We start from the raw sequence: 22,232 nt of genomic DNA on the forward strand, positions 1-22,232 counted from the left end.
CCTAACCGCAGACCACCCGCCGGGGGCTACGGGGTGATGCTCCATTGCTGGCAGGCGTTGCCGAGCGCCGCCCACAGCCGCACCGCCGCGCCGTCGCCCGTGCCGCAGTTCTCCACGTCCAGGACCTGGCCGTTGCTGCGGTTGGCGATCAGATAACGGCCGCTCACCGGCGTCACACTCCACTCCTGGCACGTGTTGCCGAGGCTGGCCCACAGGTTGAGCGCCGACCCGCAGTTGGCCGCGTCGAGCACGGTGCCGCTGTTGGCGTTCGTGATCCGGTAGTAGTTGCTCGTCGTCTTCGTGAACGTCCACTGCTGGCACGCGTTGCCGAGCGAGCTCCACTGCCGGATCGCCGTGCCGTTGGCCGTGCCGCAGTTGGCCGCGTCGAGCACCTTGCCGCTGTTCTGGTTGACCAGGCGATAGCGGGTGCCCGCGGCCGGGAACGTCACGCTGCCGCCCGGGTCGCCGGCCGGCGCGGTCAGCGTGCTGCTGACCCGATCCGGTGTGCCCAGGTTCGGGCTGCCGTCGCTGTTCCAGCTCACCTTTTTGATCCGCGTGGTGCGGGTGCCGCCGCAGCCCTGCCCGGTGGTCTCGTTGGCGTGATAGACGAGCCAGGTCTCGCTGCCGTCGGGGGAGCTGAAGAACCCCTGTCCGCCGGGCCCGTAGACCCCGTTGGCATCGCTGCGCTGGAAGATCGGCGTGCTCTTCTTGGTCCACGACGACGCCGCCAGGGGATCACTGCCGGTCAGGGTCAGCATGCCGAGCTTGTAGTCCGGGGTGTTGCACGAACTGGCCGAGAAGGTCAGATGAGTGACTCCGTTGCGCTGCAGGACGTACGGTGCCTCTTCGACGCTGCTCCCGATCTTTTCCCAGGCGTACGTCGGATAAGAGATCCTTGTTCCGTAGGAGCCGACGGTCCACGGGTTGCTCAGCGGCGCGACGAACAGGCTTTGCAGATCTCCCACCCAGGCCGAGTAGAAGAAGTAGTTGCGGCCGTTGATGGTGGCGACACTGCCGTCGATGGCCCACCCGTTGCCGGCCTGCACGTTCAGTTGCCCGCGATAGGTGTAGGGACCGAGAGGATCAGATCCGGAGCTTTCCAGGACGTACGACCGTTGGCCGTCGCAGCACGTAGCCGGACCGGCCGAGTAGTAGAGATACCAGCGCGTCCCGATCTTGTGCAGGGACGGCGCCCACACGTTGCAGCAGTTGGCCGAGCCCGTCCCGGTGTAGACGACCGTTTCGGCCGCACCGGGCAGGGCCGCCACCGACGTGGCCCGTTTGATGACGATCTGCGAGTTCCAGGTCGTGGCGGCCAGATAGTAGTAGCCGTTGTCATAGCCCATCCACGGATCGGCGCCATAGGGCGCGGCCGCGAGCGGATTGGTGAACGTGACAGCCGCCTGCGCTCCGGCCGGTCGCAGCACAACGGCGACAACAGTCGCCACAAGCATGAGAATCACCGCGGCGGCGGCGCGTATTCGATGCAGGGACATGGGAGCTCCTTTCGTGGGAACCCCGATAGTGAACGTTCACATCGACCTGTGTCAATCTCTATCAAGATCCATTAGACTGCGGCCGATCGAGCTTGAGGGAGGCAACGATGGCGCGCTGGCCGGCCGGTATCGCCGTTCTCGTCATCGTCCTCGCGACGGCGGCGGGATCGATGCCGTCGTCGGGCGGCGCGGCGTCAGACGACGTGGCCTTGCGTGATGTGACCGTGGACGGCGTGGCGGTGGCCGGCGAGCCGCTGGACGACGCTTGCCGGAAGGCTCTCGCGGAACTGGCCGAGAGATATCGGGACACCCCGAACATCTCGACCGGGGTGCGGTGTGAGGACCCCGGCGGTGTGGTCACTCCGACTCGGCCGGTGTCGGCCCCGACGCCGGCCGACTGCGTGAGCGGTCCCGCCCGTCCGGTGTTCGGCACGGCCCTGGCCACGGTGACGGCGACGGCCGCCCCAGGGGAGGCGATCGCCTACGAATACGAGACCCTGAACGGTGGCGACACCACCGGCGCCTCCGGTTCCCCCGGCCTCGAGTTCGGGCCGGGCGACCTCGCTCCCGGCGCCACGTATCGCTGGCGGGCGCGCATCGACACCATCGACAGCGCGGACGCCTGGTCGCGCTGGTGCGAGTTCACCGTCTCCCCGGCCGCCGTCGACTACCGGCAGCTGGGCGACGTCAGCCTGGAGGCGCTGAACGAGCTCGGCCTGCGCCCGGACCGTTCGTACACCATCACGCTCTCGGCCTCCCAGCAGCGCCTGCTGCGCGCCGGCACCGATGTCGGCGGCACCAGCACCCGCATGACCCTCACCGGTCCTCGCTGGACCGACCTGCTCCTCCAGCTCACCGAGTCCGCCGTCGTCGCGGACGAGGTCGCCGCGGATTCCGACCCACCGGCTGCGGACGGAACCGCCTACCGCGAGCTGGTCGATGCCCTCTCGGCGAAGCTCAGCTGAGGGTCAACCCCTGGTCTGATGTGCCACCCTCACCGATCCTGTTACGTTTTTCGCTTCGGCCCGGCAGCGTCAGGACGGAGGTCTGGAGATGAAGGTGTCCGATGAGGACTGTCATGATGTGGTGCCCCAGCGGGCTCGGGGTCGTCGCTCGGATTGATGAGACCACGGCCGGCGCGCCGTGGGTGCGGGGCGGCGGTGAGCCACCTCCTTGAGAGCGGGCGGCCGTTCGATGGTGTTGGCGTGTGCCGCTCGTCGGCCGTCCACCGATCCCTCGTTCGCCTTCGATCGCCGAGATTCGCGGCGGCTAGCCCGCAGGATGCGTGAGGCTGTGTCTTTGGTGTCGCGCAGTTCGCATGAGATGTTCGAGGTGCTTGGCAAACCCCTACTGGGCGAGCCGGACGTAGAGAACCGGCGTCGGTGAGCGCCTGAGGTCGAGCAGTGGCTCATCCCGGGCGGGACCGACGCGCCATCGGGGAACGGTCGCGGATGTGCGCGCCTATCACCTTCCGGCGCGATCGGCGGAAGGCCTGTGCGGGTGGAGCCGTGAGGCCGGGGCGTTCGCCCCGGCCCCGTGACTCAGCGGTAGTCGGTCGACTCGCTGACCTTCTGCCAGCGGGTGTCCGACGCGGCCAGGGCCTCGGCCGCCTGACGGGCCACCTCGACCGCGTCGGTGCCTAGCAGCAGGCGGGTTGGCGGGTCGGTGGCCTCGGCCAGGTCGAGCAGGACCTGGGCGATGCGGGCCGGGTCGCCGGGCTGGTGGCCGCTGGCGGCTCGGAGGCTGGCCTCGACCGGCTCGATGACCTGACGGTACGCCTCGGAGAGGGGCAGCGTCGTCATCGACGTGCCGGCCCACTCCGTGCGCATGCCGCCGGGCTCGGCGACCGTGACCCTGATGCCCAGCGGGGCCACCTCCAGGGCCAGCGCGGCCGAGAAGCCGTTGACCGCGTGTTTCGCCGCCTGATAGCCGCTCAGGCCGGGCACCGCTACCCGGTCGCCGACGGAGGAGATCTGGATGATGTGACCGCGAGCTTGAGCGCGCATCACCGGCAGTGCCGCGCGGGTCAGGTTCACCACGCCGGTGAAGTTCGCGTCGATCTGGGCCTGGAAGACCGCCGGGGGCATGTCCTCGAAGGCCGCCATGTCCGCGTATCCGGCGTTGTTGACCAGCACGTCCAGGCCACCGAAGGTCTCCACGGCCGCCTCCACGGCCGTGGCGCACTGGTCGGGATCGGTGACGTCGAGCTCCACGAGCCGTACGGCGCCGGGGAACTCGGCCGCGAGGCCGGCCAATGACGACGCTCGGCGTGAGGTGGCCACCAGGCGGTTGCCGGCGGCCAGGACCGACGCGGCGATCTGGCGTCCCAGGCCGCCGGAGCAGCCGGTCACGAGCCATACCTTGGCCATTGTCACTTCACCCGCGTGATCGTCTGGTACTCGGTGTACTGGGTGAGGCCGACCACGCCGTACTCGCGGCCGATCCCGCTGTTCTTGAAACCGCCGAACGGGCCGTCGAAGCCGATCGGGGCGCCGTTGATCGTGACCGTGCCGGTGCGGATCCGGCGGGCCACCGCGAGCGCGCGCTCGACCGAAGCCGACCATACGCCGCCGGACAGGCCGTACTCGGAGTCGTTGGCGATGCGGACCGCGTCGTCCTCGTCGTCGTAGGCGATGACCGCCAGCACCGGGCCGAAGATCTCCTCCTGGGCGATGCGCATGCTGTTGTCCACATCGGAGAACAGGGTCGGGGTGACGTAGAAGCCCTTGTCGAGGCCGTCCGGAATCTGCGAGCCGCCGGTGACCAGGGTGGCGCCCTCGGCCACGCCCACGTCGATGTAGTCGCGCACGCGCTGCTGCTGGTCGGCGCGGACCATCGGGCCGATGAAGGTGTCCGGGTCGACCGGGTCGCCGACCTTGGCCGACTTGACCATCTCGGCCAGGGCCGCGACCACCTCGTCGTAGCGGCTGCGCGGGGCCAGGATCCGGGTCTGGGCGATGCACGACTCGCCGTTGTTGAGCAGCGAGCCGAACTTGAGACCGGCGACCGCCGACGGCAGGTCCGCGTCGTCCAGGATGATGGCGGCCGACTTGCCGCCGAGCTCGAGGCTGACCCGCTTGAGCTGTTCGCCGGCCAGCGAGGCGATCCGCTTGCCGGCCCGGGTCGAGCCGGTGAAGGCGATCTTGTCGACACCGGGGTGCTTGACCAGGTGTTCGCTGGTCTCGCGGTCGGCCGGCAGGACGCTGATCACGCCCTCGGGCACGCCGGCCTCCACGAGCAGGTCGGCCAGCAGGTTCATGCTGAGCGTGTTCTCGGGGGAGACCTTGAGCACGACCGCGTTGCCGGCCAGCAGGGCCGGGATGATCTTCGCGTTGGCCGCCGAGAACGGCGAGTTCCACGGGATGATCGCGGCGACCACGCCGACCGGGGCGCGGCGGACGACCGAGGTGAACGGCGCGTTCGGGTCGGACGGGGTGAGGGTCTCCTCCCAGCCGAGCTCGGTGGCCGCCTTGAGGTACGAGTTGGCCTGGCGGGACAGGCCGGGCTGCCCGGCCTTGCAGAACCACAGGGCCGAGCCGTTCTCGGCCGCGATCACCTCGGCGATCTCGTCGGCGCGCTGCTCGCGCAGCTCGTTGTAACGGCGGAGCACGGCGATCCGGTCGGCCGGGGCGGTTCGCGGCCACGGGCCGTTCTCGAAGGCCTCGCGGGCGATCTCGACGGCGCGGTCGATGTCGGCCGGCTGGGCCTGGGCGACGCGGGCGATCACCGACTGGTCGTGCGGCGAGACGATGTCGAGCAGGGCCGGGTCGGACGGGGCGGTCCAGACGCCGCCGAGGAAGAGCTTGTCGTTGGTGATCATGATTTTCTCCTAGTCGATCGGGACGAGAGTGGGAACTTCGGCGGGTTTCTCGGTGCGCCGGCGGCGGGTGACGAAAGCGACGACGATTCCCAGGGCCAGCGCGGCGACGAAGAAGTAGACGGAGCCGGTGAACGCGTTGTGGAAGGCGGCCACCTTGCCGTGGGGCAGCGAATTGGCGTACACAATCGTCAAAATCGCGATGCCGAGCGAGCCGCCGACCTGGTGGGCCACGTTGACGAGACCGGACGCGGCGCCGGCGTCCTGCGGCTCGACGTCGGCCACGCCACCGTTGGTCATCAGGATGATCGCGATGCCCTGACCGACTCCGATCACCAGCAGCGGCAGCAGGACGTCGGGGAAGTACGTCGATCCGGCCGAGACCCGGGAGAGCCACCAGGTGCCGACGAGCGCGATCGCGAGCGACGCGACGAGCAGCACGGGGCGGCCGAAGCGGGCCAGGAGCGGCCTGACGACGTACACCATCGCGAAGAACATGCCCGTGACCGGCACATATGCGAAGCCGGTCTGGAGCGCGCTCAGCCCCAGGACCTCCTGCAGATATTGGCTCAGGAAGTAGAAGACGGCGAAGTTTCCGCCGACGATCAAAAGCCTTCCCGCGTACGCCCCGGAGCGCTCGACACTCGCGAACAGCCGCAGGGGCGTGATCGGCTGGGCCACGATCCGTTCGATGAGGACGAAAGCGATCAGCAGGATGACACCCGCGGCCAGCGAGACGATGGTCGTGACGTCGCCCCAGCCGGCCTCGGAGGCCGAGATGAAGCCGTAGACCAGCGCGGTCATGCCCAGCGTCGAGGTGAACGCGCCGCCCAGGTCGAAGCTGCCCTTGGTGCGGGCGGTGTCGGCCAGGAAACGCGGGGCCAGCACCGTGATGACCAGGCCGATCGGCACGTTGACCAGCAGTCCCCAGCGCCAGGACAGCAGGTCGGTGAAGACGCCGCCGATGACGATGCCGACGCTGCCGCCGGCCCCGATCACCGCGCTGTAGAGGGCGATCAGCCGGGCCCGGTCGGTGGCGTCGCGTGATCCGGAGACCAGCAGCGCCAGTGTCGACGGCACGGCGAGGGAGGCCGCCACGCCCTGCACGGCCCGGGCCACGATCAGGAACGGCCCGGTCGGCGCCAGGCCGGCGGCCAGCGAGGCCAGGGTGAACAGTGCGATGCCGAAGACGAACACCCGGCGGCGGCCGAGGAGGTCACCGGCCCGGGCGCCGAGCAGCAGCAGGCCGCCGAAGGCGAGCACGTAGGCGTTCTGCACCCAGGACAGCGCGCCCTGGGAGAAGTCGAACTGCTGCTGGACCTTCGGCAGCGCGGTGGTGATGATCGAGGTGTCGAGGGTCATCATCAGCTGAGATCCGAGGATCAGCGTCAGCGCAACCCGGCGCGGCGGTGGCATCGAAACTTTTCCTTCCGTCATGTCTTCCTCAGCGACCATTGCCCCGCCCGGTCCCCCGGGGACCCCGTGCTCGACCCTGGTCCGGGCGCTGGTGCCCGCCGTCACATCGCCGGACGTTTCCGAAACTTATTGACTTGTTTCGATGTCCGGACCGACACTGAGGTCTCCGGGAGCGCTCCCAAATCCCGTCCCCGGAGGGAGTTCCAGTGATCCTCAAGTCGAGCCTCGCGGTGCTCGTCGCCGCGCTGGCGATCGCCGCCCCCGTCGAGAACGAGGGCGCGGCCTGCCCGGCGCCCGGTCAGATCACGCTGACCAGCAATGGCAAGCTGCCCGACCCGTTCCGCAAGATCGACGGCACACGCATCACCACCACCGGTGAGTGGACCTGCCGCCGCGAGGAGATCAAAAAGCTTTCCGAGCGTTATGTGTACGGCGAGAAGCCCACCCGGCCGTCGACCGTGACCGGCACGGTGAGCGCGTCGAGCATCACCGTGAACGTCTCCGACCAGGGCCGCAGCTCGAGCTTCTCGGCCCGCGTCGAGCTGCCGGGCGGCACCGGCCCGTTCCCGGCCGTCATCGTCTACGGCGGCTTCGGCGCCGACACCGCCGCCATCAAGGCCGCGGGCGCCGCCGTGATCAGCTACGACCCGTACGTGGTGGGCCGCGAGGGCACCCCGCGCACCAACAAGCAGGGCGCGTTCTACAGCGTCTACGGCTCGTCCAGCCCGACCGGCCTGCTGATGGCCTGGTCGTGGGGCGTCAGCCGGATCATCGACGTGCTCGAGCAGTCCGGCGGCGGCGTCCTGCGGGCCGACGCCACCGGCGTGACCGGCTGCTCCCGGTTCGGCAAGGGCGCTTTCGTGGCCGGCGCGTTCGACCAGCGGGTGGCCCTGACCATGCCGATCGAGTCGGGCAGCGCCGGCGTGCCCATCTTCCGCGGCATTCCCGGCGAGGGCGCGCAGAGCCTGAGCAGCGCCTACGGCGAACAGCCGTGGCTGGGCGACGCCTTCGGCTCGTTCACCTCCGACCCGTCCCGCCTGCCGGTGGACACCCACGAGATGGTGGCCATGGTCGCGCCGCGCGGTCTGTTCATCATGGACAACCCGCACATCGCCAACCTCGGCCCGCGCTCGGCCAGCGTGGCCGCCCTGGCCGGGGCTGAGGTCTACCGGGCGCTGGGCGCCACTGAGAACATCACCTACTGGTCGGACGTCCAGGACGGCACCCATTGCGCCAGCCGCCCGGAATGGCGGGCCCCGCTGACCGCCAACATCCAGAAGTTCCTCCGGAACACGGCCGCGACCACCGGCGGCATGCGCATCTCCAGCAAGGCGCAGGGCCGCCTCGCCGACTGGATCGACTGGACCACCCCCACGCTGGGCGGAGGCACTCCTCCCACGACGCCCCCGCCGACCACGCCTCCTCCGACCACGCCTCCTCCGACCACGCCTCCTCCGGCTGGGTCGGGCTGCTCGGCCGCGGTCACGCTCAATTCGTGGTCGGGCGGGTTCGTGGCGACCGTACGGGTGACAGCCGGCGCCACCGCCGTGAGAGGCTGGAACGTCGGACTCACGCTCCCGGCCGGTGTCACCATCTCGAACGCCTGGAACGTGAACCGCAGCGCCACCAGCGGCTCCGTCCAGTTCACCAACGTCGCCTACAACGGCGCCCTCCCACCCGGCGGCGCCACCGAGTTCGGCTTCCAGGCCACCGGAAACAGCGCCGCGATGAGCCCTTCGTGCACCGCCACCTGACCTCACCCGTGGGATGCTGTCGCCACTGACGCAGTCCCTTCCGTGGAGGCCCAGCTTGGCCCGGACGCCGACCCCACGCGACGGATTCCTGGTCCGGATCCTCGTGCGCGGCACCGACGAGCCGGCCGGGCTGGGCTTCCTGGTCGACACGCGGCACATCGTCACCAGCGCTCAGGTGGTGAACGCCGCCCTCGGCCACGGCGCCGATTCGAACGAGCCCCCCGGCGACGCGGTCCGCGTCATCGTCGACTTCCCCCGGCTGGGCGACACCGGCGGCGCGCCGACCCGCAGCTGCCGCATCGCCGGTGGCGCCGGGCTGGGCCTGTCGATCAGCCGTGAGCTGGCCGCGCTGCTCGGCGGCACCATCGTGGCGTCGTCGCGGCCGGGTGAGGGCTCGTCCTTCACGCTCTATCTGCCCGGCGCGCCGCCCGTCGAGGCCTCCCCACCGGATCCGGCGCTGCCCGACGGGGCCACGGTCCTGCTGGTCGACGACGACGTCCGGAACGTCTTCGCCGTGACCAGCGGCCTGGAGATGCACGGGCTGAACGTCCTGTACGCCGACAACCGCACCGATGGTCACTGGTTGCTCGACGAGCATCCGGAGATCGGCATCGTGCTGCTCGATCCGTCGACGCCCGGCGACGGCGAGCGCTTCGGGGTCCTCCCTGTCCGTGCCGGGCGAGCCGGGGGCCGGCCGCCGCATCGCCAAGCCCATCGATATCGATGAGTTGGTGCGGAGGATGGCCGAACAGTAGGTGCGGATACCTCCCCGACGGCTTTCCGACAACGCTCTCGCAGGTCATTGACTTGACCAAGAAATCAAGAGAAAGCTTGGTGCACGATTTTCGCCGCGCCGGACGACAAATGATTCTCGGCGGGCATTTCTTTCGTGCTTTTTCTCTGGGGGGAGAGGGCGTCATGGAAAAGCTGAGGTATTGCGCCGCACCGCCGCGCACCATGCCGGTGCTGCCGTCCGACATGCCGGCCGAGCGGAGGCGGGCGATCGTCCTGGGCCGCGCCATGTGGGCGAACGGGACGAAGCTGCGTTACGCCTTCATGGAGAGCGGCCGCGACGACCAGAAAGCCGTGGTCCGTGAGTCCTTCGCGGAGTGGAAGGGCATCGGGATCGGCCTCGACTTCGAAGAGGTCGCCTCGCCGGCCGAGGCCGAGGTCCGCATCGGCTTCGAGCAGGGTGACGGCTCGTGGTCCTATCTTGGCCGCGACGTGCTGCAGATCGGGCAGAACGACCGGACCATGAACTTCGGGTGGGATCTCACGACACCGCACGGCCGGACCACCGCCCGCCACGAGATCGGCCACACGCTCGGCATGCCGCACGAGCACCAGAACCCGAACGCCGGCATCGTCTGGGACGAGGAGGCCGTCTACGCGTTCCTGGGCGGGCCGCCGAACAACTGGCCGCGCGAGACCACCTTCCACAACGTGCTCCGCAAACTCGACCCGGCCGAGGTCAAGGGCTCCGACTGGGATCCCGAGTCGGTCATGGAGTACAGCTTCCCGTCCGGGTTGGTGATCACTCCGGAGGAGTACAGGACGAACGGCATCCGCCCACCCGGCACCATTTCGAAGATCGACCAGGAGCAGGTGCTGATCTGGTACCCGGGCCTGCAGCCGGAGCTGCCGCGCCTGACGCCGTTCCAGTCGACGCCGATGAACCTCGCGCCGGGCGAGCAGTTCGACGCCGAGATCGTCCCCGAGGCGAGCCGCGAGTACAGCATCGGCACGTTCGGCGCGGCCGACGTCGTCCTCGTGCTGTTCGAGGAGGTCGACGGCGAGTTGCGCTATCTGGCCGGCGACGACGACAGCGGCGAGGACCGCAACGCGCTGATCAACGTCAAGCTCTTCGCGGGCCGCCGTTACGTGGTGCGGGTCCGGCTCTATTACGCGTGGGCGTCCGGCGACTCCGCCGTCATGTACTGGTAAGGGGTGCGTGATGACTGTCGAAAAGCTCAGATTCTCCGGCGAACAGTCGAGCCCGACCCCGCTCGCCGACGTCTACGCGCAAAATCCGGTCCTCGCTCAGGGCGAAATTCCCGACGATTTAGTACGCCTTCGTGACAACCGCGAGTTCTATCTGCCCCGGGAGGCGCGCCCCGAGACCCAGCGCGTCGAGAACGAGGATTATTGGCGTGTCACTCTGCCGGTCGCGCCCGGTCTGCCCGGCCGTTCCGCCGTGCGGGAATCGCCCGAGGAGATCGCGGCCGCGATCGATCCCGGCGTCGGTTTCTCCAGTTACCGCCCCGACTGGATGCCGCTGTTCCCCACGCCGCGCCCGGCCGCGGCCGCCGAGCCGCCCCTGCTGCGCCGGTTCAACGGCAAGGCGACGAGGCCGCTGTACGTCTTCCCGCCCGACAACCGTGCGGTGTTCCAGGACGCCTCGTGGCCGTGGGGCGTGGTCGGCAAGATCTTCAACAGCGCCGGCTTCGTCGGCTCGGGCGCCCTGATCGGCCCGCGCCTGCTGGTCACGGCCGGCCACATGGTGCCGTGGGCCGGCGTCTCGGCCGGCAACTGGTGGATGAGGTTCGTGCCGGCGTACTACAACGGCGCGTCGCTGCACGGCGCCGGCGTCGAGTCGTACGTCTCGGATGTCCGTGGTTTCAACACGACCGACGTGGCGGGCTACGACTTCGCGGTCTGCCGGCTCTACAACCCGCTGGGCAACTCGCTGGGCTATTTCGGCTACAACGGATACAGCGAGTCCTGGAACAAGCAGCCGTACTGGACGCTGGCCGGATATCCGGTCGGTGTGGCGTCCGGCGAGCGTCCCTCGTGGGAGGGCAGCGTCTCGGTCTTCGACGTCGACGGCGACTCCAACGGCGGCAGCGAGCTCGAGACCCGGGCCGACGTGACCGGTGGCAACTCCGGCGGCCCGATGTTCGGCTGGTGGAACGGCGACGCCCGGGTGATCGGCGTCGTCAGCGGCGAAGAAACCGACTGGATCTTCCCGTTCGGCAGCGAGATGGGCAACGTCATGGCCAGCGGCTCCGGCTTCACCAACCTGTGCGCCTGGGGCCGCACGAACTGGCCCTGACATGCGCCGCGCTCCCTGGGCGCCGCTGCTGGCGCTCTGCCTGCTCTCGGCCTGCGGCGGCGACACGCCGCCGCCGCAGGCTCCCGCTTCTGGCACTCCCGCTTCTGGCGCGACATCGCACGTTGCCACGCCCGGCGTGCCGGAAGCGCAGGGCGCCCGCGGCCGGGTGACCGGCGCCGCGGGTGCGGCCCTGCCCGGTGCCGCCGTGGCCCGCGAGCCGATCGACCCCGTCCGCCCGATCAACCTGCAGGCCGCCGTCACCGGCGCCGACGGACGGTACGCCTGGCCGCTGGAGCCCGGCGTCTGGGAGCTCTCGTTCACCGCCGACGGCTACCGGCCGGCCACCAGGCGGGTCACGGTCGTCGCGAACCGCTGGCAGGAAACGGATGTTCACCTCCAGCCCGCGTGATGGAATCATCGGCCCATGACGTCCCCGCGCGAGTTCTGGTCGCTGTTCGAGCCCCTGCACGCCGTCACGTACTTCACGCCGCAGGCGGCAGCGGCCTTCGAAGCGGCTGGCCTGACCGGATTCTGGCGGCGATATTTCGCGGGCCGGGCGGCGGCGCTCGGCGCGGTGGGGGCGGGGCCGGTGACCGCGGCGTTCTTCGGTTTCGCGCCCCGGATGGTCGAGCGGGCGCTGCCGAGTGTGTGGACGCGGATCACGCCGCCGGACGCGGTCGCGGCTCGGACGGCCGGGGCCGCCGCGGCGTTGTCCGCCCTGTTCGAGGGTGTTGCGCCGTCCACTGTGGCCGCCGCCGCGGACGCGCTCGAGGAGACCGCTCGGGCGGTGATGCTGCCGGGGCGGGTGCTGGCGGCGGCGCACGCCGACCTGCCGTGGCCGCGGGAACCGGTGGCGCGGTTGTGGCACGCGGCGACGATTCTGCGCGAGCATCGCGGCGACGGGCACGTGGCGGCGCTGCTCACGGCCAGCGTCGACGGCTGCGAGTCGCTGGTGTGGCGGGCCGGGCTCGACGGGGGCCGGCTGCGCGAGGTCACCCAGCCCGCGCGCGGGTGGACGGACGAGGAGTGGCGGGCGGCGGGGGAGCGCCTGGCCGATCGTGGGTGGCTCACCTCGGAGGGCGTGGCGACGGAGGCCGGGCGCGACGCGTACGCCGAGGTCGAAGCTCTGACCGATCGACTGGCCGCCGCGCCGGGAAAGGGCGCCGCCCTGCTGGCGCCGCTGACCGAGCGGGTGTGGACGGTTCTGCCGGAGGACAACCCCATTCCGCTGCGCCGGGTTTCGGCCCGGTCGTGACGGGCAAACCCCATGTGTGTTCCCTGCTGAGAACCTGCGCGACTGGCGCGGCGAGAACGTCATCGACCCCGACGGCGCCAAGATCGGTGAGCTGGAGGCGGTCTACGTCGACACGCTGAACGACGAACCCGCGTACGCGACCGTGCGTGTCGGCTTCATCGGGCGGCACCGCCTGGTCTTCGTGCCCCTGGCCGGCGCGACCGTGACCCCCAAGGCGGTCCGGGTCCGCTACGGCAAGAAGCAGGTCACCGACGCGCCGAGCATCGAGCTGGACGGCGAGCTGGCCGCCACCGAGGAGCCGAACGTCTTCGCCCACTACAACGTGCCGTACGAGACCGGCATCTCCGGCGCTCGCCGGCTGGCCCGCCGCTGAATCGTCGCGCCTGTGGCTAATATGGTTAGCTAGTAGCTAACATAACTAGCCAACAGTGGGGTGCGCGGCAATGGTGGAACATGCCTAGGGCGGGCCTGGCTCCCGCGGCGGTCGTCGAGGCCGCCGCCGACCTGGCCGACGAGGTGGGCCTGGACAACCTGACCATGGGCCTGCTGGCGGAGCGGGTCGGTGTCCGCACGCCGTCGCTCTACAAGCACGTCGAATCCCTGGACGCCCTGCGCCGGGGCATCGGCATGCGGGCCAAGGCCGAGTTCGCGGCGGCCCTGGCCCGGGCGGCGGTCGGCCAGTCCGGCGCGGCCGCGGTCCACGCCTTCGCCGACGCCTACCGGGCGTGGACCCTGGAGCATCCGGGCCGCTACGCCGCCACCATCCGGGCCCCGGAGCCCGGTGACGAGGAGGACAGGCGCGTGTCCGACGAGTCCGTCCGGATCCTGTTCGACGTGCTGGCCGGCTTCGGCCTGCCCGAGTCGCGCGCCGTCGACGCCGCCCGGGCCCTGCGCTCCAGCCTGCACGGCTTCGCCTCACTGGAGGCGGCCGGCGGTTTCGGCCTCGACCGCGACCTGACCGAGAGCTATCGCTTCATGGTCGGCGCCCTGATCACGGGCTTGCAGAACGAGCGGTCATGACCGGCGCCGATCGCGGTGATGGCGGCCCGCGGCTGTCGGGTGCCACGGGCGTACGTGGTGGCTCCGCGCACGACCAACGGCTTCTCGATCGACCGACACCTCAGCGGGGGACGGCGCGGAACCACTCCTCCCGGTCGGACGGGTCGGGGCCGCGCCGGCGCAGAACCGGCGGAGTGTCGCCGGTGACCGGGGCGTAGTGGTCGAAGCGTGTGGTCAGGACGGCCTCGCCGCCGGTGAGGTCGGGCAGGGCGGCCACCACCTCCGGCACGTGGGACGACGGGAGGGTGCCGCCGACCTCCAGATAGCCGCCGGTCGTGGCGGTGTCGTCGATGACCGCGCCCAGCCGGCCCAGCAGCGCCGCCACCGCGTCGAACGTCCGGGGTGGCAGGTTCAGGTCGAAGCGTTCGACCGGCTGGCAGACCCGGGTGCCGCTTTCCCGCAGCGCGGCCGCCACCACGACCGGGGCCAGGTTGCGGAAGTCGGCGGCCACGCTCGAGATCGACTTGTCGAACTTCTGGTGCGGCCGGCTCTGCCGCGGCCAGTACTGCGAGGAGGTCATGGTGACCACGCAGTCGGTGACCGGCCAGCCGTGCGGGCCCTGGCGCAGGGCGCAGCGGACGCCCTCCTCGATCGCCGCGATGAAGGCCGGCGTCAGACGGCCCGGCTCGATGCCCGGGCGGACCTCGACGCCGTGCCCGGCCGGGGCCGCCTCGACACGCAGGCCGATGCCGGCCAGGTACGGGTTGCCGCGCTCCCTGATCCGGTCCTGGCCCGCGCCGGTGCCGGCGACCCGCTCGATGCAGGCGGTCAGGGTGCCCGAGAATCGGGCCCGGACGCCGTAGCGGTCCTCCAGCAGGGCGGCGATGACCTCCTTCTGCACCTCGCCGTGCAGCCGGATCACGGCCTGCGCCTCGTGTTCGTCGAGCCGCAGGTCGACCAGCGGGTCCTCGTCGGCGAGCTCGGCCAGGCCGGCGAACAGGGCCAGCCGCTGGGCCGGATCGACCGCCTCGACCAGCGCCTGCCGGGTCGGCGGGGGAAAACGGTAGAGGTGCCGCCGCGGCGGGTCGCCCACGTGCTGGCCGATGCGGGCCGGCAGTCCGCGCACGGCCGCGATCTGCCCGGCCGACGCCGACGGCCGGACCCGAACGCCACCGGGCTCGCTCACTGCGATCTCGGTGACGCGCTGCGGACGGCCGCCGGCCAGCCGCACCCGGTCCCGCACGCGCAGCTCCCCGGACCACAACCGCAGCCAGGCCCGCCGCCCGTGCTCATCCCGGTCGACAGCGAACACCGTGCCGGCCAGCGAACCGCCGCTCCCAGCGCCGCGGTCGCCGCTCCCGGCACCGCGGCCGTCGTTCCCAGCACTGCGGCCGTCGTTCTTGGTGCTGCGGCCGTCGTTGCTGGTGCTGCGGGGGAGTAGGTCGGTCAGCAGGCGCTGCAGCTGCGGGATGCCGGCTCCGGTGATGGCCGATCCGCACGCCACCGGTGAGAGCCGGCAGCCCCGCACGGCCTGCCGGATCGCCCGTCGGACGTGGCGCGGGCCTATCCTCCCGCCGGTGAGCCAGCGGGCGGCCAGGGCGTCGTCGACGTCGGCCACCGCCTCGATCACCGGCTCGGCGTCGAGCGGGAGAAGGCCCCCGCCGGCCGTGGTCAGCACGAGCGGGCTGGCCGCGAGCCGCTCCCGCAGCTGGGTCACCGCGCGCTCCACGTCGGCGCCGGTGCGGTCCACCTTGTTGAGGAAGAACATGGTGGGCACGCCGATGCGGCGCAGGGCCCGCCAGATGGCGACGGTCTGCGGCTGCACACCCTCCACACTCGACACCACCAGGACGGCGGCGTCGAGCACGGCCAGCGACCGCTCCACCTCGGCGATGAAGTCGGGGTGGCCGGGCGTGTCGAGCAGGTTGACCGTGAGGTCACCGAGCCGGATCGAGGTGACGGCGGCCCGGATGGTGATGCCGCGCCGGCGCTCCAGCTCCATCGAGTCGGTGCGGGTGGTGCCGGCGTCGACGCTGCCGAGCCGGTCGACCGCGCCCGCCTCGAAGAGCAGGCGCTCGGTCAGGCTGGTCTTGCCGGCGTCAACATGGGCGACGATCCCGAGGTTCAACAATGCCAAAGCAGAACTCCACGGTAGGACGGGAAAGGGTCCGGGGCGTGGAATTTGCTCTCATGGCCTTCACCGTGGCACGGCTGTCACGGTCGCGCCACCGCTTTTAGGAGCCGCTCGGGGGTCTCGATCTGGGGCAGGTGACCGGTCTTGTCCAGCAGGGTGAAGGAGGCGCCGGGGATGGCGGCGGCCAGGGCGCGGCCGTAGCCGGGATCGGCGATGCGGTCGGCCTCGCCCCAGATCACCCGGACGGGGGTGGTGACGCCGGCCAGGCGTTCCCGCAGCCCCGGGTCGAACATCCGGCCGTTCCCCGAGTAGACGGTCAGGGCGGCGCGGTTGCCGGCCATCGCCGGCAGTGCGGCCGGGTCGATCTGAAACTTGTCCGGCTCGTAGTAGCTGTGCTGGGCGATCTCCGGGAGGCTCAGCGCGAAGAAGTCGGCGATCGGATGGCCGGGCACCTCAACGCCGACCGCGTCGACCAGGATCACCTCGGCGACGCGGGGGCTGCTCAGCAGCGCCATCTCGGCCGCGATCCAGCCACCGAGCGAGTTGCCGACCACGGTGACGCCGTCGAGGTCAAGGTCTTTCAGGAGTTCGTCGTACGCGACGGCGAGCTGCCCGGGCCTCGTCAGATCATCCGGGCGAGCTGTGCCACCGAAGCCAGGATGCACCGGGGTGACCACGCGGGCCGGCAGAGAGGCCAGGAGGTCGGCGAAGCCGGCCACGGTCTGTGGCCCGCCGCCGCCGTGCAGGAGCAGGAACGGGCTGAGCGCCGATGAGCTGGCCACCTTCGGCGAGCTGATGGGCAAGCTCGTGCCCCGGGAGCCGTGAAGCCCTCTCCTCCGCGTCGCGGCTCCGGTGCGGCGCGGAGGAGAGGGAGCCTTCAGGCCGGCGGGTCGAGCCAGAGACCGGCCGGCGGCACGTGGGACTCGAGCTCGGCCCACAGGTCGTCCGGGATCGGGATCTCGGCCAGGTCCAGGGTCTCGGCCACGCGCTGCGGGGAGGAGACGCCGACGATCGTGGAGTCGACGAACGGCGCGTGCAGGGAGAACTGCAACGCCGCGGCGGCCAGCGGGATGCCGGCCCGGTCGGCCGCGGCCGTCATGGCCCGGGCCGCCGCGGCGATGCGGTCGTCGCGCTCGCCGTACGCGTACTTCGTCTGCTCCTTCGGGCCCTTGGCCAGCATGCCGCCGCCGTACGGCGCCGCGTTGAGAACGCCGATGCCCTGCGCGTGCGCGGTCCGGAAGAGGGCCTCGGCCGAGCGGTCCAGCAGCGTGTAGCGGTTGTGGGTCAGCACCACCTCGAAGACGCCGGTGTCCAGGTACTGCCGCATCAGGGCGACCGGGCCGCCGGCCACGCCGAGGTGGGAGACCAGGCCCTCGCGCTTGAGGTCGGCCAGCGCCTCGACGGCTCCGCCGGGGGCGGTCGCCTCGGCGAAGGTGATGCGTTCCGGATCGTGCAGGTGCAGCAGGTCGATGTGGTCGAGGCCGAGCCGTTCCATGCTCTCGGCCAGTGACTGCCGCACCCGGGCGCCGGAGAAGTCGCCGGTGTGCGGGTCCGGGTCGACCTTGGTGGCCAGGACCGTGCCCGGCGGCAGGCCGCCCCGCGCGCGCAGGGCGGCGCCGATCCTGCGCTCGGCCGCGCCGTCGTGCCCGTACCCGTTGGAGGTGTCGATGAAGTTGATCCGGCGGTCGGCGAGCACGGCGTCGACGGTGGACACGGCGCGGTCCTCGGGCACCTCATAGCCGTACAGGAAGGGCATGTTGGCCAGCGGGCTGGTGCCCATGCCGATCTCGCTGACCCGCAGGCCGGTGCGGCCGAGCTCAGTCATGCCGTCGCCTCCCGGAAGACGTCACGTGCCCGATGGTAGGCGCCGACGATGCGGGAGAGCACGGCTTCGTCGCCACCGTCGCCGCGGGTCGACTCCGGGTGCTCCCGGCGCCACGCGATCATCCGGGTCGCGGCCCGATGGAAGGTCAGTCGTGGCGCGTACGACGGAACAAAGGTTTTGATCTTGGTGGTGTCGAAGACCGCGCTGTGCCCGATGTCGCCGATCATCTCGCCCGACCAGAACCAGTCCGGCGCGATCAGCGGGTACATCTCGGAGGCGACGTGCACCAGCCGCGGGGTGACGCCGAGCGCCTCGGCCACGATGGTGTAGATCTGGTCCCAGGTGTAGACGTCGGAACCGGTGATGTTGAACGTCTCGCCGATGGCCCGTGGGTTGCCGAGCAGCCCGACCAGCCCCTGCGCGAAGTCCTCGGCGTGGGTGAGTGTCCACAGTGATGTCCCGTCGCCGTGCACGGCGATCTCCTCGCCGCGGGCGATCCGGTCGACGGCCGCCCAACCGCCCGGCAGCGGGGGATTGGCGTCGTCGTAGGTGTGCGACGGGCGCACCACAGTGACCGGGAGAGACGCGTCCTGGAGCGCCCGTTCGGCCCGCCACTTCGCGGTCGCGTACGCCAGGTGCGGGTTCGGGCCGACCGGGCTCGACTCGGTGATCGGCACCTGGCGCACCGGCTTGCTGTAGATCGAGGCGGAGCTGATGTGGACGTACTGCCGGGTCCTGGTCGCGAAGAGCTCGACCATCCGCCGTACGTCGTCCTCGTCGTAGGACAGGAAGTTGACCACCGCGTCGAAGTGCCGGTCGCCGATCGCGCGGTCCAGGGTGGCGACGTCCGCCACCAGGGACTCCACGCCTTCCGGGAGGACCCGTTCCTGGCTGTTGCGGCCCCGGTTGACCACGGTGACGCGCATGCCGGTGGCCACCGCGAGGCGCACGCAGGACGCGCTGATCGTGCCGGTGCCGCCGATGAAGAGAACGCTCAGATCCGTACTGTCGAAGCCCGTCATTTGCCCGCGTACCAATCCTCGAAGCCGTTCTCGGTCAGGCTGATCAGCACGTCCTCGCCGCGGATGCCGATCGGCGCGAGCCGCTCGACCACCGCCTCGAAGAACGCCCGCTTGGTGGCCACCGGGTACATGTGCACGGCGATCACCCGGATCACGAGCAGCTGGCGCCGGTCGACGCCGTTGTAGCCGGCGTCGAACTTGAGCTCGCCCGCGCCGTGCGGCTGGAAGATCTGGAAGCGGTCGTCGGCCGGGATGCCGAGCGCGGCGATCTGCGCCTCGTGGACGGCGTCGCCGATGGCCTCGTGGGACTTGTCGAACACCTCGCGGTCGAGGTGGATCTGGATCAGTGGCACGAAGGTGTCCTTACTTGATGGCGCCGGCCGAGAGGCCGCGCTCGAACAGGCGCTGGAGGCTGAGGTACGCGATGACCTCGGGGATGGCGGTGATCACGGCGGCGGCCAGGATCTTGGTCTGGTCGTTGCTGAACTCGCCCACGAAGAACTGGGGGACGAGCGTGATCGTCTGCAGGTCGGGCGACTGGAGGAAGACCAGCGGCATGAGGTAGTCGTTCCAGGCCGCGACCAGGGTGAAGATGATGACCGCGGCCGCGATGGGCCGGGTCAGCGGAATGACGAGATAGCGGAAGCCGCGCCACGAGTTGGCCCCGTCGACGCGGGCCGCCTCGAACAGCTCGTTGGGCAGCCCGTTGATGAAGTTGCGGGTCAGCAGCACGGCGAACGGCACCTGGAGCGCCGACAGAGGCAGGATCACCGCCCAGTACGTGTCGTACAGGCCGAGCTTGGTGTCGGTGACGAACAACGGCGCCAGCAGGACGACCTCGGGCAGCGTCAGGCACGCCAGCAGCAGCCAGAAGTAGACCTCGCGGCCGCGGATGTGCAGCTTCGAGAAGCCGAACGCGGCCATCATCGTGACCACGTAGACCAGCGCGATGACGGCGGCCGCGATGATCAGGCTGTTGCCGAAGAACCGGGCGAAGCCGGGAACCCGCAGCACGGCGCCGAAGTTGGCGGCCGCGCCCTCGCCGGCGAAGGCGCCCTTGACCATCACGATCAGCGGGAACAGGAACGGCAGGATGAGGATGGTGGCCACGATCTGGAGCAGGACCCGGCCGAGCCGGGTGCGGACCTCGAAGAGCATCAGCGCGCCCCTCTCTCCCGGCCGGCTCTTTCCCGGCCTGCGAACTGGAGGATCAGCGCCATGATCAGGGCCACCACGAGCAGGATGATCGAGAGGGCGGCCCCGTACCCCACATGGTTGAGGGGGATGGTCTGCCGGTAGATGTACGTACCGAGGAACTCGGTGGCGTTGTTCGGACCGCCGATCGTCACCAGATAGGGCACGTCGAAGGTCTTGAGGGCGCCGATCGCGCCCAGGATGCCCAGGGCGACGGTGGTGCCCCGCATCTCGGGCCAGATGATGCTGACCAGCGTGCGCAGGTTGCCGGCGCCGTCCATCCGGGCCGCCTCCAGCACCGACGGGTCGATCTGGGTCATCGCCGCGTAGTAGAGGACGAACGTGACACCGGTCCACTCCCAGATGGTGATGAACATGATGACCGGCAGCGCGGTGCTGGTCTGCCCGATCCAGGGCTGGGCCAGCGAGCCCAGCCCCACGTGCTGGAGCAGCCAGTTCAGCTCACCGTCGGGGGCGAACAGGTGCCGGAAGACCGGCGCCATGATCGACGGCGCCAGCACGACCGGGATGAACACGATCACCTTGTACAGCCCGGCCAGGCGCAGCTTGGCGTGCATGAGCACGGCCAGCACCAGCCCCAGGGCCGTCTGGACGACGAAGGTGACCACGAAGAACACCACCGTGTGCCGGACGGCGGCCCAGAACACCGGGTCCTGGAAGATCCGGGTGTAGTTCCGCAGGCCCAGGTGCTCCGGGCCGGGGCTGATCCCGTCCCAGTTCAGGGTCGAGATATAGCCGGTGTAGCCGATCGCGTAGTAGATCAGGCCGACGCTGAGCACCAGCGCGGGAAGGATCCAGGGCAGGCCGGGCGGCCGCCTCATTTGAAGGTCACTCCCGCGGCTTCGGCCGCCTTCTGGAGCTCCTCGGCCGCCTGCTCGGGTGTCGCCTTGCCGGTCGCCACCGACGTCGCCGCGGCCAGGATGCCGTTCTGCACGTCGGCGTTGAGCAGCGCCTCACGGGGTTCGGTGATCGTGCCGGCCTGCTCGATGAGCTTCTCCACCGGCGCTTTCTGGGTGGCCGGGTCGACCAGCTGGATGCTGTCGAAGTCCGGTTCGACGCCCTTGAGGGCGGGCAGGTCGTTCAGCTGGTCGGCGATCGCCTGCTGGCCCTCCTTGGAGGTGGTCATCCACTTCACGAAGGTCTGCGCGGCCGGCTTCACCTTGGACTTGGTCGAGATGGCCAGGCCGAAGTCGGCGTCGCCGTACATGCCGCTGGTGTTGCCGGCCCCGGCCACGTCGGGGAAGGCGACCGGGATGATCGGGAAGGGTTTGGCCCCGCTGACCCCGGCCGCGCCGAGCGCCGCGGTCATCGCCTTGGTCGTCGCGTACTGCGTGTACCAGGTGCCCATCATGACCATGGCGTACTTGCCGGTGAGGAAGTCGTTGTTGGCGTCCGGGTACTGCTGGTAGCCGATCGCGCCCTCCTGCATGATCCCGGAGTCGAACAGGTCCTTCCAGATGGCCAGGGTCTTGACGATGCCCGGGTCGTTCCACTTGGCGTCGCCGCTCGACGCCTTGGTCCACAGGCCGGGCTGCACGGAGTTGGCGATCGACTGGAGGGTGTCCTGGTCGAAGCCCTCCTGCGCGGCGCCCTGCACGAAGCAGCCGACCTTGTGCTGCTTGAGCGTGGCGCAGACGCTCTTCCACTCGGCCAGGGTCTTCGGCGGCGTTAGCCCGTACTTCTTGAAGATGTCGCCGTTGGCCCACAGCATGCCGGCGTAGACCGAGCCGACCGGCATCGCGGTCAGCTTGCCGTCGGCGGTGAGGCCGCTGACGCCGATCGGGGCGACCTTGGATTTCCAGTCGGCACCGAGCGCCTCCTGGGCCAGCGCGGTCTGATCCTCGGCGAACGACTTGAACTGCGAGACGTACGCCCCGGGCTGCATGTCGAACACGTCCGGGCCCTTGCCCGAGGCGAGCGCCGGCCGCAGCGCCGCCACCCAGTCCGAGATGTTGACCAGCTTGTAGTTGACCTTGATGTCCGGGAACTGCTTGTTGAACGCGCTGATGTAGGTCTCGGCGGTCGCGTTGTCGGTCGGGGTCCAGCCCCACCAGTCGACGGTGCCGGAGGTGGCGCTGGCGCTCGAAGTCTCGTCGCCGGAGTCGCCGCAGGCCACGAGGGCGGAGACGGCGAGCGCGGCGACGGCGAGAGCCGAGAGGGGCCGGAGGCGGGACGGGGGCAGGAGTCGCATGAACCCTCCAGTGGAGCGGCGCGAAAGTTTCTGGCCGGTGAGCGGGCGCGCTGAAC

The 22,232-nt window shown here is 70.4% G+C and carries 21 protein-coding genes; 9 read left to right on the forward strand and 12 right to left on the reverse strand.

The genetic code is table 11. The annotated features are described in order from the left end of the window. Positions 1-26: 26 nt before the first annotated feature. A complete protein-coding gene (locus ACQP2X_RS11375; protein WP_498696183.1) occupies positions 27-1,496 on the reverse strand; it encodes a family 43 glycosylhydrolase in 1,470 nt (489 codons plus the stop codon). 107 nt (positions 1,497-1,603) lie between these two features. On the opposite strand from ACQP2X_RS11375, the gene ACQP2X_RS11380 reads away from it, so the two are divergent. After that, positions 1,604-2,461, forward strand: coding sequence for a hypothetical protein (locus tag ACQP2X_RS11380; RefSeq protein ID WP_498696184.1), 858 nt, complete (start codon positions 1,604-1,606; stop codon positions 2,459-2,461). A gap of 576 nt (positions 2,462-3,037) precedes the next feature. Here ACQP2X_RS11380 and ACQP2X_RS11385 read toward each other — a convergent pair. From ACQP2X_RS11385 to ACQP2X_RS11395, 3 genes are read right to left on the reverse strand one after another with little or no spacing between them, the layout of a single operon-like run. After that, positions 3,038-3,865 carry an SDR family NAD(P)-dependent oxidoreductase gene (locus ACQP2X_RS11385; RefSeq protein ID WP_498696185.1) on the reverse strand — a complete coding sequence of 276 codons (828 nt, stop codon included), beginning with the start codon at positions 3,863-3,865 and terminating at the stop codon, positions 3,038-3,040. Positions 3,866-3,867: 2 nt separating this feature from the next. Next, positions 3,868-5,316, reverse strand: coding sequence for an aldehyde dehydrogenase (locus tag ACQP2X_RS11390; RefSeq protein ID WP_498696186.1), 1,449 nt, complete (start codon positions 5,314-5,316; stop codon positions 3,868-3,870). 9 nt (positions 5,317-5,325) lie between these two features. Next, complete coding sequence (locus tag ACQP2X_RS11395) at positions 5,326-6,729, reverse strand: MFS transporter (RefSeq protein WP_498696187.1); 1,404 nt, start codon at positions 6,727-6,729, stop codon at positions 5,326-5,328. 206 nt (positions 6,730-6,935) lie between these two features. Here ACQP2X_RS11395 and ACQP2X_RS11400 point away from each other — a divergent pair, with 206 nt between their 5' ends. The 8 genes from ACQP2X_RS11400 to ACQP2X_RS11435 all read left to right on the forward strand — a co-directional run bounded on the left by ACQP2X_RS11400 (position 6,936) and on the right by ACQP2X_RS11435 (position 13,810). After that, positions 6,936-8,483 carry a glucuronyl esterase domain-containing protein gene (locus ACQP2X_RS11400; protein WP_498696188.1) on the forward strand — a complete coding sequence of 516 codons (1,548 nt, stop codon included), beginning with the start codon at positions 6,936-6,938 and terminating at the stop codon, positions 8,481-8,483. A 55-nt stretch (positions 8,484-8,538) separates the two neighbouring features. After that, complete coding sequence (locus tag ACQP2X_RS11405) at positions 8,539-9,210, forward strand: ATP-binding protein (RefSeq protein WP_498696189.1); 672 nt, start codon at positions 8,539-8,541, stop codon at positions 9,208-9,210. A gap of 191 nt (positions 9,211-9,401) precedes the next feature. Next, positions 9,402-10,427, forward strand: coding sequence for a M12 family metallopeptidase (locus ACQP2X_RS11410; RefSeq protein WP_498696190.1), 1,026 nt, complete (start codon positions 9,402-9,404; stop codon positions 10,425-10,427). 250 nt (positions 10,428-10,677) lie between these two features. After that, complete coding sequence (locus ACQP2X_RS11415; protein ID WP_498696191.1) at positions 10,678-11,535, forward strand: trypsin-like serine peptidase; 858 nt, start codon at positions 10,678-10,680, stop codon at positions 11,533-11,535. A gap of 1 nt (position 11,536) precedes the next feature. Then, positions 11,537-11,944: a carboxypeptidase regulatory-like domain-containing protein gene (locus ACQP2X_RS11420; protein WP_498696192.1), complete on the forward strand. Its 408-nt coding sequence runs from the start codon at positions 11,537-11,539 to the stop codon at positions 11,942-11,944. 15 nt (positions 11,945-11,959) lie between these two features. Continuing rightward, positions 11,960-12,790: an SCO6745 family protein gene (locus ACQP2X_RS11425; protein ID WP_498696193.1), complete on the forward strand. Its 831-nt coding sequence runs from the start codon at positions 11,960-11,962 to the stop codon at positions 12,788-12,790. Positions 12,791-12,806: 16 nt separating this feature from the next. Further along, positions 12,807-13,163: a PRC-barrel domain-containing protein gene (locus tag ACQP2X_RS11430; RefSeq protein WP_498696194.1), complete on the forward strand. Its 357-nt coding sequence runs from the start codon at positions 12,807-12,809 to the stop codon at positions 13,161-13,163. 80 nt (positions 13,164-13,243) lie between these two features. Next, positions 13,244-13,810, forward strand: a complete 567-nt coding sequence (locus tag ACQP2X_RS11435; protein WP_498696195.1) for a TetR/AcrR family transcriptional regulator — start codon at positions 13,244-13,246, stop codon at positions 13,808-13,810. A 100-nt stretch (positions 13,811-13,910) separates the two neighbouring features. Here the strand turns inward: ACQP2X_RS11435 and ACQP2X_RS11440 are convergent, their stop codons facing one another. The 8 genes from ACQP2X_RS11440 to ACQP2X_RS11475 form a co-directional block, all read right to left on the reverse strand. Further along, on the reverse strand, positions 13,911-15,926 hold the full coding sequence (locus ACQP2X_RS11440) for a GTP-binding protein (RefSeq protein ID WP_498696196.1): 2,016 nt from the start codon (positions 15,924-15,926) through the stop codon (positions 13,911-13,913). A gap of 77 nt (positions 15,927-16,003) precedes the next feature. Next, a complete protein-coding gene (locus tag ACQP2X_RS11445) occupies positions 16,004-16,705 on the reverse strand; it encodes an alpha/beta fold hydrolase (protein ID WP_498696197.1) in 702 nt (233 codons plus the stop codon). A gap of 95 nt (positions 16,706-16,800) precedes the next feature. After that, positions 16,801-17,748: an aldo/keto reductase gene (locus ACQP2X_RS11450; protein ID WP_498696198.1), complete on the reverse strand. Its 948-nt coding sequence runs from the start codon at positions 17,746-17,748 to the stop codon at positions 16,801-16,803. Beyond that, a complete protein-coding gene (locus tag ACQP2X_RS11455; RefSeq protein ID WP_498696199.1) occupies positions 17,745-18,770 on the reverse strand; it encodes an NAD-dependent epimerase/dehydratase family protein in 1,026 nt (341 codons plus the stop codon). The genes ACQP2X_RS11450 and ACQP2X_RS11455 overlap by 4 nt, the downstream gene beginning before the upstream one ends. After that, a complete protein-coding gene (locus ACQP2X_RS11460; protein ID WP_498696200.1) occupies positions 18,767-19,123 on the reverse strand; it encodes a tautomerase family protein in 357 nt (118 codons plus the stop codon). The genes ACQP2X_RS11455 and ACQP2X_RS11460 overlap by 4 nt, the downstream gene beginning before the upstream one ends. Before the next feature lie 10 nt (positions 19,124-19,133). Then, entirely contained in the window at positions 19,134-19,928 is a 795-nt protein-coding gene (locus ACQP2X_RS11465) for a carbohydrate ABC transporter permease (protein WP_498696201.1), read from the reverse strand. Beyond that, the gene (locus tag ACQP2X_RS11470; RefSeq protein ID WP_498696202.1) at positions 19,928-20,806 is read right to left on the reverse strand and encodes a carbohydrate ABC transporter permease; all 879 of its coding nucleotides are present in this window, start codon (positions 20,804-20,806) and stop codon (positions 19,928-19,930) included. The genes ACQP2X_RS11465 and ACQP2X_RS11470 overlap by 1 nt, the downstream gene beginning before the upstream one ends. Next, complete coding sequence (locus ACQP2X_RS11475; protein ID WP_498696203.1) at positions 20,803-22,176, reverse strand: ABC transporter substrate-binding protein; 1,374 nt, start codon at positions 22,174-22,176, stop codon at positions 20,803-20,805. The genes ACQP2X_RS11470 and ACQP2X_RS11475 overlap by 4 nt, the downstream gene beginning before the upstream one ends. Between the last annotated feature and the right edge of the window lie 56 nt (positions 22,177-22,232).

This window comes from Actinoplanes sp. CA-131856 (assembly GCF_050956135.1).
Lineage (GTDB): Bacteria > Actinomycetota > Actinomycetes > Mycobacteriales > Micromonosporaceae > Actinoplanes.

Coding starts and splice junctions, on each gene's coding strand:
- ACQP2X_RS11380 (WP_498696184.1), top strand. CDS start 1,604: ATGGCGCGCTGGCCGGCCGGTATCGCCGTTCTCGTCATCGTCCTCGCG.
- ACQP2X_RS11435 (WP_498696195.1), top strand. CDS start 13,244: ATGCCTAGGGCGGGCCTGGCTCCCGCGGCGGTCGTCGAGGCCGCCGCC.
- ACQP2X_RS11390 (WP_498696186.1), bottom strand. CDS start 5,316: ATGATCACCAACGACAAGCTCTTCCTCGGCGGCGTCTGGACCGCCCCG.
- ACQP2X_RS11395 (WP_498696187.1), bottom strand. CDS start 6,729: ATGCCACCGCCGCGCCGGGTTGCGCTGACGCTGATCCTCGGATCTCAG.
- ACQP2X_RS11465 (WP_498696201.1), bottom strand. CDS start 19,928: ATGCTCTTCGAGGTCCGCACCCGGCTCGGCCGGGTCCTGCTCCAGATC.
- ACQP2X_RS11420 (WP_498696192.1), top strand. CDS start 11,537: ATGCGCCGCGCTCCCTGGGCGCCGCTGCTGGCGCTCTGCCTGCTCTCG.
- ACQP2X_RS11410 (WP_498696190.1), top strand. CDS start 9,402: ATGGAAAAGCTGAGGTATTGCGCCGCACCGCCGCGCACCATGCCGGTG.
- ACQP2X_RS11455 (WP_498696199.1), bottom strand. CDS start 18,770: ATGACGGGCTTCGACAGTACGGATCTGAGCGTTCTCTTCATCGGCGGC.
- ACQP2X_RS11450 (WP_498696198.1), bottom strand. CDS start 17,748: ATGACTGAGCTCGGCCGCACCGGCCTGCGGGTCAGCGAGATCGGCATG.
- ACQP2X_RS11475 (WP_498696203.1), bottom strand. CDS start 22,176: ATGCGACTCCTGCCCCCGTCCCGCCTCCGGCCCCTCTCGGCTCTCGCC.
- ACQP2X_RS11425 (WP_498696193.1), top strand. CDS start 11,960: ATGACGTCCCCGCGCGAGTTCTGGTCGCTGTTCGAGCCCCTGCACGCC.
- ACQP2X_RS11385 (WP_498696185.1), bottom strand. CDS start 3,865: ATGGCCAAGGTATGGCTCGTGACCGGCTGCTCCGGCGGCCTGGGACGC.
- ACQP2X_RS11375 (WP_498696183.1), bottom strand. CDS start 1,496: ATGTCCCTGCATCGAATACGCGCCGCCGCCGCGGTGATTCTCATGCTT.
- ACQP2X_RS11470 (WP_498696202.1), bottom strand. CDS start 20,806: ATGAGGCGGCCGCCCGGCCTGCCCTGGATCCTTCCCGCGCTGGTGCTC.